This is a genomic window from Pseudomonas sp. H2_D02, assembly GCF_054677635.1.
This window is the reverse complement of record NZ_CP162816.1, coordinates 1,944,138-1,956,571: the sequence shown is the minus strand read 5'-3', so window position 1 is coordinate 1,956,571 and position 12,434 is coordinate 1,944,138. Positions and strand designations below refer to the sequence as shown.

The following is a 12,434-nucleotide window of genomic DNA, read 5'->3' as shown; positions in this document are numbered from 1 at the left end:
GCTTTTTATTTGAAGCACTTACGCTTGGGGCCGCATGTGCGGGAAGAGGATGACATCGCGGATCGACGGTGAGTTGGTCAACAACATCACCAGGCGATCGATGCCGATGCCTTCGCCGGCCGTTGGCGGCATGCCGTATTCCAGGGCACGGACGAAGTCCGCGTCGTAGTGCATGGCTTCGTCGTCGCCGGCGTCCTTGTCGGCCACCTGGGCCATGAAGCGCTCGGCCTGGTCTTCCGCGTCATTGAGCTCGGAGTAGGCGTTGGCGATTTCACGACCACCGATGAACAGCTCGAAGCGGTCGGTCACGCTTGGGTTCTCGTCGTTGCGACGGGCCAGAGGCGACACTTCGAACGGGTACTGGGTGATGAAGTGCGGCTGCTCCAGCTTGTGCTCGACCAGCTCTTCGAAAATCATCACTTGCAGCTTGCCCAGGCCTTCGAAGCCGAGCACCTTGGCGCCGGCCTTCTTGGCGATGGCGCGGGCCTTGTCGATGTCTTGCAAGTCGGCGGCGGTGATTTCCGGGTTGTACTTGAGGATCGAGTCGAACACCGACAAACGCACGAACGGCTCGCCGAAGTGGAACACCTTGTCGCCGTACGGCACGTCGGTGCTGCCCAGGACCAACTGCGCCAGCTCGCGGAACAGTTCCTCGGTCAGGTCCATGTTGTCTTCGTAGTCGGCGTAGGCCTGGTAGAACTCGAGCATGGTGAACTCGGGGTTGTGCCGGGTCGAAACGCCTTCGTTACGGAAGTTGCGGTTGATCTCGAAGACTTTTTCGAACCCGCCGACCACCAGGCGCTTGAGGTACAGCTCCGGGGCGATACGCAGGAACATTTCCATGTCCAGGGCGTTGTGGTGGGTTTCGAACGGCTTGGCCGCCGCGCCGCCAGGGATGGTCTGCAACATCGGCGTCTCGACTTCGAGGAAGTCACGCTTCATCAGGAAGCTGCGGATGTGGGCGATGACTTGCGAACGCACGCGGAAGGTCTGGCGCACCTCTTCGTTGACGATCAGGTCGACGTAGCGCTGGCGATAGCGCTGCTCGGTGTCGGTCAGGCCGTGGTGCTTGTCCGGCAATGGGCGCAGGGACTTGGTCAGCAGGCGCACGCTGGTCATTTCGACGTACAGGTCGCCCTTGCCGGAGCGGGCCAGGGTGCCTTCGGCGGCGATGATGTCGCCCAGGTCCCAGGTCTTGACGGCGGCCAGGGTTTCTTCCGGCAGGGTCTTGCGGTTGACGTAGACCTGGATGCGCCCGGTCATGTCCTGGATCACCATGAACGAACCACGGTTGAGCATGATGCGACCGGCAACCTTGACCGGAATCGCCGCCTCGGCCAGCTCTTCCTTGGTCTTGTCCGCATACTTCTTCTGCAGGACGTCGCAATACGCGTCGCGGCGGAAGTCGTTGGGGAAGGCCTGGCCCTTGGCGCGCTCGGCAGCAAGCTTTTCCTTGCGCAGGGCGATCAGGGAGTTTTCTTCCTGTTGCAGGGCTTGCGGGTCGAGTTCTAGGTCGCTCATGTCTTTAAGGTTTCCATCACAGGTTCGTTGCCCCCGGCCCCGGGGCCGGAGTTTGCGGGCAGGCCTCGCTCCCATGGAAGCGTGCCTGCCCACCGCGTGGGTGTCGCGTTACAGCCCTTGCTTGAGGCTGGCGATCAGGTATTCATCGATGTCGCCGTCGAGCACTTTGTCGCAGTCGCTGCGTTCGATGCTGGTGCGCAGGTCCTTGATCCGCGAGGCGTCGAGCACGTACGAGCGGATCTGGTGACCCCAGCCGATGTCGGACTTGGTGTCTTCCAGGGCCTGGGACGCGGCGTTGCGCTTCTGCACTTCCTGCTCGTACAAGCGGGCCCGCAGCATCTTCATCGCGGTGTCTTTGTTCGCGTGCTGGGAACGCTCGTTCTGGCAACTGACCACGGTGTTGGTCGGTACGTGGGTGATCCGCACGGCCGAGTCGGTGGTGTTGACGTGCTGGCCACCGGCCCCGGAGGAACGGTAGGTGTCGATGCGCAGGTCGGCCGGGTTGATCTCGATTTCGATGTTGTCATCGATTTCCGGAGAGACGAACACGGCCGAGAACGAGGTATGGCGACGGTTGCCAGAGTCGAACGGGCTCTTGCGCACCAGGCGGTGCACGCCGATCTCGGTCCGCAGCCAGCCGAAGGCGTATTCGCCCTTGATGTGCACGGTGGCGCCCTTGATCCCGGCGACTTCACCGGCCGACAGCTCCATGATGGTCGCGTCGAAACCGCGTTTGTCGGCCCAGCGCAGGTACATGCGCAGCAGGATGTTGGCCCAGTCCTGGGCCTCGGTGCCGCCGGAACCGGCCTGGATGTCCAGGTAGGCGTTGTTCATGTCCATCTCGCCGCTGAACATGCGACGGAATTCCAGCTTGGCGAGGTTCTCGTCCAGGCGCGTCAGCTCGGCGACGACATCACCGACCGCGCCTTCGTCGTTCTCTTCGACAGCCATGTCCAGCAGGTCGCGGCAATCGGCCAGGCCACTGGACAACTCGTCCAGGGTCTCGACGATCTGCGCCAGCGCAGAACGCTCGCGGCCCAGCTCCTGGGCGTACGAAGGGTTGTTCCAGACATTCGGATCTTCAAGCTCGCGATTGACTTCGGTCAGGCGCTCATGCTTTTGATCGTAGTCAAAGATACCCCCGAATAGTTTCGGAGCGCTCGGACAGGTCCTTGATGGTGTTCAGGATCGGGTTGATTTCCATGGCGGGCAGCACTCGTTGGCGAACTTTTGAAAGCCGGCGAGTATAACGTAATCAGGCGCCAGCGGCAGCCCGCCTGGCGGCTTTAGGGGGAATGAGATTCAGCGCACTGTGGCGAGGGGATTTATCCCCGTTGGGCTGCGAAGCAGCCCCAAATGCAGTCAACTCAGTTTTCCTGGCACACCGAGTTGCCGGGTTTTAGGGCTGCTTCGCAGCCCAGCGGGGATAAATCCCCTCGCCACAATAAACCGCTCCGCCACAAAGGGAACCCTGCCAAGCCGGAGTTTATTCGACTCCAACCCGATTGCGCCCATTGTGCTTGGCCATGTACAGCCCCTTGTCCGCCGCGGAAATCAACTCCCGGCAATCGCTGCCCTGCTGCGGGGTGAAGGTCGAGACGCCGATGCTGATGGTCAGGTTTTCCCCGCCGTCGGGCGTGGTGTGGGGGATTTTCAGGGCGACGACGCTCTGGCGCAGTTTTTCGGCCATCAGCCGCGCACCGCCAGGGGACGTGCCAGGCAAGACCAGCGCGAACTCCTCGCCGCCATAGCGGGCCGGCAGGTCGGAAGGCCGGCTGCATGAGTCGCGGATCGCCGTGGCGACCTTGCGCAGCGCTTCATCGCCCTCGAGGTGGCCGAAGTTGTCGTTGTAGGACTTGAAGTAATCCACGTCGATCATCAACAGCGACAATTGGGACTGGTCCCGCAGCGCCCTTCTCCACTCCAGTTCCAGGTATTCATCGAAGTGCTGCAGCGGTTCGACAGGCCGGTCAGGCCATCGGAGTTCATCAGCCGTTGCAGCACCAGGTTGGTGTCCAACAACTGCTGCTGGCTGACCCGCAACGCGCGAAAGGCCGCGTCGCGCTGCAACAGCATCATGTAGGAGCGGGAGTGATAGCGGATGCGCGCCACCAGTTCGATGTTGTCCGGCAATTTGACCAGGTAGTCGTTGGCCCCGGCGGCGAACGCCGCGCTCTTGATCAACGGGTCCTCCTTGGTCGACAGGACGATGATCGGAATTTCACGGGTCGCCGGATGGTTGCGGTATTCGCGCACCAGGCTCAGGCCATCGAGGCCTGGCATCACCAGGTCCTGGAGAATCACCGTCGGCTTGATGCGCACGGCATGGGCGATGGCCTGGTGCGGATCGGAACAGAAGTGGAAATCGATGTTCTGTTCGTTCGACAGCCCGCGTCGCACCGCCTCGCCGATCATCGCCTGGTCGTCGACGAGCAACACCATCGCGGCATTCTCATCGCGCTTGAAATCGTCGAGCTGTAGATCATTCATGGGGGCTCACCTGAATACTGCCTAGGGTGCGGGGGTTGGTCATTGGGTGAAAATCTCCACCAAGCGTGGCGCTATTTTATCCAGCGCCAGGATCTGCGCAGCCGCGTCGATGGCCGCCGCCGCCTTGGGCATGCCGTATACCGCGCTGCTCTGCTGGTCCTGGGCGATGGTCACGCAGCCCTGCTGACGCATGAGTTTAAGCCCTTGCGCACCGTCGCGGCCCATGCCGGTGAGCAAGACGCCCACCGCATCACCGCTCCAGAAGTTGGCGACACTCTCGAAAAACACATCGATGGAAGGCCGATAGATCTCATTGACCGGCTCGGCGGTGTAGGCCAGCGTGCCATTTTTCAACAGGCGCAAATGATGATTGGTCCCGGCCAACAGCACCGTGCCGCTTTGCGGCGTCTCGCCCTGGCGAGCCAGGCGGACGTTGAATCCCGACACGCCGCTGAGCCACTCGGCCATGCCAGCGGCGAACACCTCGTCCACATGCTGGACCAGCACGATCGCCGGGGCGAAGTCGCGCGGCAGCCCCTTGAGCAGCACTTCCAACGCCGCCGGGCCGCCAGCCGACGATCCGATCGCCACCAGGCTGTTGCGTGACACCGACGCCCGCTGGGCAGCCGGCGTGACGTGCTCGCGGTTGCCACGCTCGCCGATCAGCCAGCCGATGTTGGCGATCTTGCGCAACAGCGGTGCCGCGGCGTCTTCGGGCCTGCCGACGCCCAGGGCCGGGGTATCGACCACATCGAGGGCACCGTGGCCCATGGCCTCGAACACGCGATGGACGTTCTGCTGGCTGTCGCCGGTAACGATCACGATGGCGCATGGCGTGTCGGCCATGATCCGCCGGGTCGCTTCCACGCCGCCCATGATCGGCATGAACAGGTCCATCAGGATCAGGTCCGGCGTGTATTCATGACAACGCTGCACGGCCTCGGCGCCGTTGGCGGCCACCCAGACCAGCTGATGCGCGGGCTCGAACGCCAGCGCACGGCGCAGGGCCTCGACCGCCAGGGGCATGTCATTGACGATGGCGATCTTCAAGCGCGTGCTCCTCCGATCAATTCGACCACGGCGTCGAGCAAGGCGTCGTCATGGAAACTCGCCTTGGCTAGATAATAGTCGGCCCCGGCGTCCAGGCCGCGGCGGCGATCTTCTTCGCGATCCTTGTAGGAAACCACCATCACCGGCAGCGATTGCAAGCGGTTGTCGCGCCGCAGCAGCGACACCAATTCGATACCGTCCATGCGCGGCATGTCGATGTCGGTAATGAGCAAATCGAAATCCTCCGAGCGCAACGCGTTCCAGCCGTCCATGCCATCCACCGCCACTGCCACGTCATAGCCGCGATTGAGCAGCAGCTTGCGCTCCAGTTCTCGCACCGTCAGGGAGTCATCGACCACCAGGATCCGCTTGCGCGGGGCCTGGGCTTCGTTTTGCCGGGCGATGCGTTCCAATCGTCCGGTATCGAGCAGCTTGTCCACCGAGCGCAGCAGATCTTCCACATCGACAATCAGCACCACCGAGCCGTCGTCGAGCAATGCCCCGGCGGAAATGTCCTGGACCTTGCCCAGGCGCTCGTCCAACGGCAACACCACCAGCGTCCGCTCACCGATGAACCGTTCCACCGCGACGCCATAGATGACCTCTCGTTCGCGGATCACCACGACCTTGAGGACCTGGCCGTTGTTGGGCGTCACCGGACGATTGAGCAATTGCGTGGCGGCCACCAGGCCAACATGGCGCCCCTCATGCCAGAAGTGCTGGCGGCCTTCGACCTGGACGATGTCTTGCGGCGCGAGGTCGCACATGCGCTCGATATGGGCCAAGGGGAACGCGTAGGCTTCGCCGCCGACTTCCACCACCAGGCTGCGCACCACCGACAACGTCAGCGGCACTTCCAGGTGGAAACGACTGCCGGCGCCCGCCGTCTGCTCCAACACCACCGCGCCGCGCAACTGCCGGACCATATGCTGGACCGCATCCAGGCCGACTCCGCGCCCGGACACTTCAGTGACCTTGTCCCGCAGGCTGAAGCCCGGCAGGAACAGGAAGGTCAGCAGTTCCTCTTCGCTCAGGCTGGCGGCGGTCTGCTCGGGAGAAAGCCCGCGCTCGACAATCGTCCGCCGCACCCGCTCCAGGTCCACGCCCGCGCCATCATCCGCCAGCTCCAGTACCAACAGGCCGGCCTGATGGGAGGCGCGCAGGCGAATCAAGCCTTCGGCGGGCTTGCCTGCCAGCACCCGTTGCTCGGGCATCTCGATGCCGTGGTCGACGGCGTTACGCAGCAGATGCGTCAGCGGCGCCTCGAGTTTTTCCAGTACGTCGCGATCGACCTGGGTTTTCTCGCCTTCGATTTCCAGGCGCACCTGTTTGCCCAGGCTGCGCCCCAAGTCCCGGACCATCCGCGCCTGCCCCGCAAGCACATCGGCAAACGGTCGCATGCGACAGGCCAGTGCCGTGTCGTACAACACTTGTGCCCGCTGGCTGGCCTGCCAGGCGAACTCATCCAGCTCAGCGGTTTTCTGCGCGAGCATCTGTTGGGTTTCGGCCAGCAGCCGCCGCGCATCGTTGAGGGCTTCCTGGGCTTGCAGGCTCAGCGCGTGATCCTTGAGATGCACGTTCAGGTCTTCGAGGGCGCGCAGGCCATTGCTTTGCTGGCGCCTGATCCGTTGCATCGTCGCCAGCCAGGGCTTGAGGCGCTGGGTTTCGACGAGGGATTTGCTCGACAGGTCCAACAGGCTGTTAAGGCGTCCGGCCGTGACCCGCAAGACGCGCTCGCCGCCCTCGGTGGTGCGTTTTTTCTTGGCGGTCGGTTCCAGCGGTTCCATGGACATCGGCTCGGGCGCTTCGCTACGCACGGGTTCGGCGGGTATCTCGATGGTCGGCGCCATGACGGTGGGAGTCGGAGCTGGCGTTGCGGACGGATCCAGCAGGTGTCCCAACAACCCGACATAGGCCTCGATGTCCTCGGCAGAAACGCTGTTGCCGGGGGTCGCGATACGCGTCAGCAAGTCCGTGCCCTGCAGCAGCGCGTCGATATGCTCGGCGCGCAAGACCAGCCGCCGCTCCTGGGCGCTGACCAGGCAATCTTCCATCACATGGGCCACGCTGACGCCGGCATCGACCCCGACGATTCGCGCGGCGCCCTTGAGCGAATGGGCCGCACGCATGCACGACTCCAGGTGATCGGCCTGAGTCGGATCGCGCTCCAAGGCCAGCAAACCGGCACTCAATACCTGGGTCTGGGCTTCGGCTTCCAGGCTGAACAGCTCCAGCAACGAGGCATCGCGCATCTGGTCGGGGGTCATGACAGGCTCCGGGACACCGCGGACAGCAATTGCTCTTCGTCCAGCCAACGCAGGCTGCGTCCTTTGTACTGCAACACGCCACGGGTGTACTTGCCCGCCGATGGCGAAGCGTTCGCCAGGATGCGCTCGTCGATGGCATGGATGCCGTCCACTTCATCGACTGGCATCAGCACCGGCCCACCTTGGGCGGCGACGATCAGCATGCGTGGCATGATCCGCCCACCGGAGGGCGCCGGCGAACCCGGCTCCAACCCCAGCAGTTCTACCAACGACAGGCAGGCCACCAGGGCGCCGCGTACATTCGCCACCCCCAGCAGGGCTCGCGAACGCTGGTGGGGCAACGAATGGATCGCCTGCAAGGGCGCCACTTCCACCAGGCTGCGGGTGCTCAGGCCGAGCCACTCTTCACCCAGGCGGAACATCAGCAGCGAGCGCGTGACAATATCGCTGTCGACCGGGGCATAAACCAGCTCCCGCTCATCCTGGCGCAGCGCATAACGGTCGAGCAAACGGGTGGCCGCCGCCGAGTACACCGAGCAATTGCGGCAATGGATGTGCTCGGCCAGCAAGGGACAGGACTTGTCGCCATGCACGCCGATGCGGTTCCAGCAGTCGTCGATGGCCTGGGCGTCGTCATGGGTCACGTTATAGGAAGCCGAACCGCTCATCGTTTGTGCTCACTGTCTGCCGCGCGACCACTGCGGGCCGCACGTTCCTGCAATCGACGGGCGCCGACCGCGTCTCCCTGGGAAGCCAGCAGCGCCGCCAGATGCACCAGGGCCTCGGCGTGTTGCGGCTCAAGATAGAGCGTCTTGCGATAAAACCCCTGGGCCTCCAGCGCATTGCCGGCCATATCGCTGAGCAGGCCCAGCCAATAGAAAACCTGGGCGTTTGGCGCGTGGCTGCGCAGATATTCTTCGCACACCGCACGCGCCTCGGCGCTCTTGCCACCGTTGGCCAGGGCGGCGATGTTGGCCAGCAACGTCGCGGCGTCGCTGCTTTTCGGTTCGGTAATCGGCGTCACACTCGCGGCGAACGGGCGCGGCCGACTCACGGGCGCAGCGACGCGCGATGGCGGCTGGCGGATCGGCAGCGGCGTCGGCATCAACGTGGGCAACGGCTGCGGCTCCGGTGCGCCCTGGCGGCTGAAGGCGAACGACTGGGCAACGCCGATCGAACGCATGCCCAGCCGTCCGAGCAAACTGCCCTCGGCGGGACCGATGAACAGCACGCCGTCCTGATGGGTCAGGCGCTTGAGCACCTCGAACACCTGCTGCTGGGTCGGCTGGTCGAAATAAATCAGCAGATTGCGGCAGAACACGAAGTCGTAGGGGGCCTCGTTTACCAGCAACGCCGGATCCAGCACGTTCCCCGTTTGCAGGCGCACCTGTTCGCGTACCCGCTCGTCGAGGCGATAGCCTTCGTCTTCGGCATTGAAATATCGCTCCCGAAAGCCAATGTCCGCGCCACGGAAAGAGTTGCGGCCGTAACGCGCTTGCCTGGCCTTGTCCACGGACAAGGGACTGACGTCCATGCCATCGACCTTGAACTGATGCGGCCCCAGGCCTGCATCGAACAAAGCCATGGCGATCGAGTACGGTTCCTCGCCAGTGGAACACGGCAGGCTGAGGATACGCAGGGCACGCAGGTGCTTGATGTCGGCCAGGCGCTGGGTTGCCAGCCGAGCCAACGTCGCGAAGGACTCGGGGTAGCGGAAGAACCACGTCTCCGGAACGATCACCGCTTCAATCAGCGCCTGTTGCTCCTGGGCGGAGTGCTGCAAGCTTTGCCAGTAGTCATCGGTGGTTCGACCGGGCACGGCAAGGACCCGCTGGCGCACAGCCCGTTCGATAATGGCGGGGCCGACGGAGGTCACGTCCAGGCCGATGCGTTCCTTGAGGAAGTCGAAGAATCGCTGGTCGCTGTTCATGCCCGTTCCTCGAAGTCATCGGGACTTAGCGGCGGCGAGGGAAACAGCAGCGCGCGAACGGATTCGTCGAGCAAGTCGTTGACCCGCACCCATTGCATCATTCCTTGTGCATCTTCGCGTACCGGACCGAGGTAAGGCGCCTGGCGATTGTCCAGGCCATAGGGTTTGAAATCCGCCGGATCACAGCGCAAGGTGTCGGTGGCCTGCTCCAATATCAAGCCCAGCACCTGTCCGGTTTGCTGCGCCCCCGGCCGATACTGCACCAGTACCAGCCGGGTGCTGGTGCGCGCCTCGGCGCTCTGGCCAAAGGTCAACGCGCACAGATCGATCACCGGCACCACCACGCCGCGCCAGGCAAATACCCCCGCGACCCAGGACGGCGTCCGGGCGATCGGCTTGAGTGGCAGGCGCGGCAATACTTCCACCACATCGGTGGCTTGCAGGGCGTAGCGCTCGTTACCGATGCAAAACATCAGGAACAACGTCTGCCGGGCCGCCGAAACGGCGCCACGGCGGGCTTCTGGCTCGCTCATCAGACTTTGAAACGCGAAACGCCGCTGCGCAGTCCCACGGCCACCTGACTGAGTTCGTCGATGGCGGAACTGGCCTGGCGCAGGGACTCCACGGTCTGGCTGCTGGCATCGCCCAATTGCACCAGCGCGTGGTTGATCTGCTCGGCACCGGTGGCCTGGGCCTGCATGCCCTCGTTGACCATCAGCACCCGCGGCGCCAGGGCCTGGACTTGATGGATGATCTGCGACAGCTGTTCGCCCACCTGCTGCACTTCGGCCATGCCTCGGCGCACTTCCTCGGAGAATTTGTCCATGCCCATCACGCCAGCCGAAACAGCGGACTGGATTTCACGGACCATCTGCTCGATGTCGTAGGTGGCAACAGCGGTCTGGTCGGCCAGGCGGCGCACTTCGGTGGCAACGACGGCAAACCCGCGACCGTACTCGCCCGCCTTCTCGGCCTCGATGGCGGCGTTGAGGGACAACAGGTTGGTCTGGTCGGCCACCTTGACGATAGTGACGACCACCTGGTTGATGTTGCCGGCCTTCTCGTTGAGGATCGCCAGTTTCGCGTTGACCAGGTCGGCGGCGCCCATCACCGAATGCATGGTGTCTTCCATGCGCGCCAGGCCTTGCTGTCCGGAGCCGGCGGCGACCGAGGCCTGGTCGGCGGCGGTGGACACTTCAGTCATGGTGCGCACCAGGTCGCGGGACGTGGCGGCGATTTCTCGGGAGGTCGCACCGATCTCGGTGGTGGTCGCTGCGGTTTCAGTGGCCGTGGCCTGTTGCTGCCGGGACGTCGCGGCGATCTCGGTCACCGACGTGGTGACCTGGACGGATGAGCGCTGGGCCTGGGACACCAGGGCAGTCAGCTCGGCCATCATGTCGTTGAAACCGGTCTCCACCGCGCCGAATTCGTCTTTGCGCGCCAGGTTCAGGCGTCCGCTCAGGTCACCGCTGCGCATCACTTCGAGGATCTCGACGATGCGGCTCATCGGCGCCATGATCGCGCGCATCAGCAACAGGCCACACAACAAGGCGATGACCAGCGCAACCAGGAATGACAGGCCCATGGCGACCTTGGCGGCCGTCACCGCATCATCAATGGTTTGCATGGCCGTTTCAGCCAGGTCACGGTTGCGGTCGATAATCTGATTCAAATGTCCGCGGCCACCCAACCATGCAGGCGTCAGCTCTTTATCCAGCGCCAGCCGCGCCCCTTCGTAATCCTTGCGCTGGTAAAGATCCAGGACCTTGGCCACGGCCTGGTTGAAGGCTTGGTGATAGCCCTCGAACTCATCGAACGACGCCTGGTCGGCAGGGTTCTGTATCAGTTTTTGATAGTTCTGGATTTCTTCGCGCAGATGCTGCTCGAAGCCTTGATAGCGGGCCTTGTCCTCCGCGGTGATTTCCCGGTTCCCGGAGAGGCCGACGATCTGCTGGGTCAAGACATAGCTGTCTACCCAGCCGCCACGGATCATGGAGCTGTAGTAAACCCCGGGCACCGCATCGACCCGTACCTTTTCTTCACTTTCCTGGATCTTCCACAACCGTGAAAACGAGACAATCACCATCAGCAGCATGATGGCGATGATCACCGCAAAACTCGCCAGGATGCGTTGGCGCAATGTCCAATTCTTCACAGTAAAACCTCGGGACGCTTTGAATTGCCGGGAGTATAGCCGAGGGAGGCGGTGCGTCTGCATGGCGGTTGAGGGAGATTTTTGAAACCGTTTGCTCAAGCGTGAAACACGCACCGTGGCGAGGGAGCTTGCTCCCGCTCGGCGGCGCAGCCGCCGTCAACCGACCGAAAGGGTCCATTGGGAAACGCTGTTGGGGCGGCTTCGCCACCCAGCGGGAGCAAGCTCCCTCGCCACGGTGCGGTGAACTCAATAACATTGGACAACACAACACCATTGAGGGAGGTTAGGCAGCAGCCTGGCGCACCTGCTTCTCCAGTTCTGCCTTCAGCCCCGGCTCCAGCTTGAGTTGGCGCGCCAGTTCGTCGAGGTAGGATTTCTCCATGAAGTTTTCCTCGTCCACCAGCATCACGCTGGCGATGTACATTTCCGCGGCAATTTCCGGCGTGCTGGCCGCTCGGGCCACATCGGCAGGGTCCAGGGGTTTGTTGAGTTCGGCGTGCAACCAGTGCTGCAGTTCCTGGTCGTTGTCGAGCTTGGTGAATTCACCTTCGATCAATTGCCGCTCCCGCTCGTCCACATGGCCGTCAGCCTTGGCCGCCGCGACCAGGGCCTTGAGGATCGCCTGGCTGTGTTGCTCGACTTGCCCCGCCGGGACGCGGTCCAGGGTCTGCGGCTCGGTCTTCGGCGCGTTGCCCTGCTGGGCCTGCCAGTTGCCATAAGCCTTGTAGGCAATCACCCCCAACGCAGCCAAGCCGCCATAAGCCAAGGCCTTGCCACCGAAGTTGCGGGCCTTCTTGTTGCCCAGCAGCAACCCCATGGCCCCGGCGGCCAACGCTCCGCCGCCCGCGCCGGAAAGCATTCCGCCCAGGTTGCCGGAGCCGCCGAGCAACCCGCCCAGGCCGGAAGACGGCTTGCCCTGCGAACCGCCCGCCTTGTTCTGCAGCAGTTCCTGGCCGGACTTGAGAAGCTGATCGAGCAATCCACGGGTGTTCATTTGTTGCCTCCACGTTTTCAGGTCAAC

Annotated in this window: 9 protein-coding genes and 1 pseudogene; all 10 read right to left on the bottom strand. The window is 63.4% G+C overall.

Annotated elements, in window-relative coordinates:
• Positions 1-18 precede the first annotated feature (18 nt).
• Positions 19-1,521, bottom strand: coding sequence for a lysine--tRNA ligase (gene lysS, locus AB4N42_RS09005; RefSeq protein WP_460116112.1), 1,503 nt, complete (start codon positions 1,519-1,521; stop codon positions 19-21).
• Positions 1,522-1,629: 108 nt separating this feature from the next.
• Positions 1,630-2,725 (bottom strand): peptide chain release factor 2 gene (prfB, locus tag AB4N42_RS09000; protein ID WP_095963568.1). Its coding sequence is split into 2 segments (ribosomal slippage): positions 1,630-2,652 and positions 2,654-2,725, totalling 1,095 coding nucleotides; the frame shifts between segments, so codons are not numbered across the junction.
• A 282-nt stretch (positions 2,726-3,007) separates the two neighbouring features.
• Positions 3,008-4,011, bottom strand: a pseudogene (locus tag AB4N42_RS08995) (diguanylate cyclase domain-containing protein).
• Between the two features lie 39 nt (positions 4,012-4,050).
• Positions 4,051-5,061, bottom strand: coding sequence for a chemotaxis-specific protein-glutamate methyltransferase CheB (gene cheB / locus AB4N42_RS08990; RefSeq protein ID WP_460116111.1), 1,011 nt, complete (start codon positions 5,059-5,061; stop codon positions 4,051-4,053).
• Positions 5,058-7,328 (bottom strand): hybrid sensor histidine kinase/response regulator, encoded by a 2,271-nt coding sequence (locus AB4N42_RS08985; RefSeq protein ID WP_198796322.1) that lies wholly within the window; start codon positions 7,326-7,328, stop codon positions 5,058-5,060. Before AB4N42_RS08985 ends, cheB begins: the two co-directional genes overlap by 4 nt.
• Positions 7,325-7,996 carry a chemotaxis protein CheW gene (locus tag AB4N42_RS08980; protein WP_198796321.1) on the bottom strand — a complete coding sequence of 224 codons (672 nt, stop codon included), beginning with the start codon at positions 7,994-7,996 and terminating at the stop codon, positions 7,325-7,327. The genes AB4N42_RS08985 and AB4N42_RS08980 overlap by 4 nt, the downstream gene beginning before the upstream one ends.
• The gene (locus tag AB4N42_RS08975) at positions 7,993-9,258 is read right to left on the bottom strand and encodes a CheR family methyltransferase (RefSeq protein ID WP_407683789.1); all 1,266 of its coding nucleotides are present in this window, start codon (positions 9,256-9,258) and stop codon (positions 7,993-7,995) included. Before AB4N42_RS08975 ends, AB4N42_RS08980 begins: the two co-directional genes overlap by 4 nt.
• A complete protein-coding gene (locus tag AB4N42_RS08970; RefSeq protein ID WP_198796319.1) occupies positions 9,255-9,791 on the bottom strand; it encodes a chemotaxis protein CheW in 537 nt (178 codons plus the stop codon). The genes AB4N42_RS08975 and AB4N42_RS08970 overlap by 4 nt, the downstream gene beginning before the upstream one ends.
• Positions 9,791-11,413 (bottom strand): methyl-accepting chemotaxis protein, encoded by a 1,623-nt coding sequence (locus tag AB4N42_RS08965; protein WP_030139536.1) that lies wholly within the window; start codon positions 11,411-11,413, stop codon positions 9,791-9,793. The genes AB4N42_RS08970 and AB4N42_RS08965 overlap by 1 nt, the downstream gene beginning before the upstream one ends.
• A 283-nt stretch (positions 11,414-11,696) precedes the next feature.
• Complete coding sequence (locus tag AB4N42_RS08960) at positions 11,697-12,407, bottom strand: tellurite resistance TerB family protein (RefSeq protein WP_030139537.1); 711 nt, start codon at positions 12,405-12,407, stop codon at positions 11,697-11,699.
• Positions 12,408-12,434: the final 27 nt, after the last annotated feature.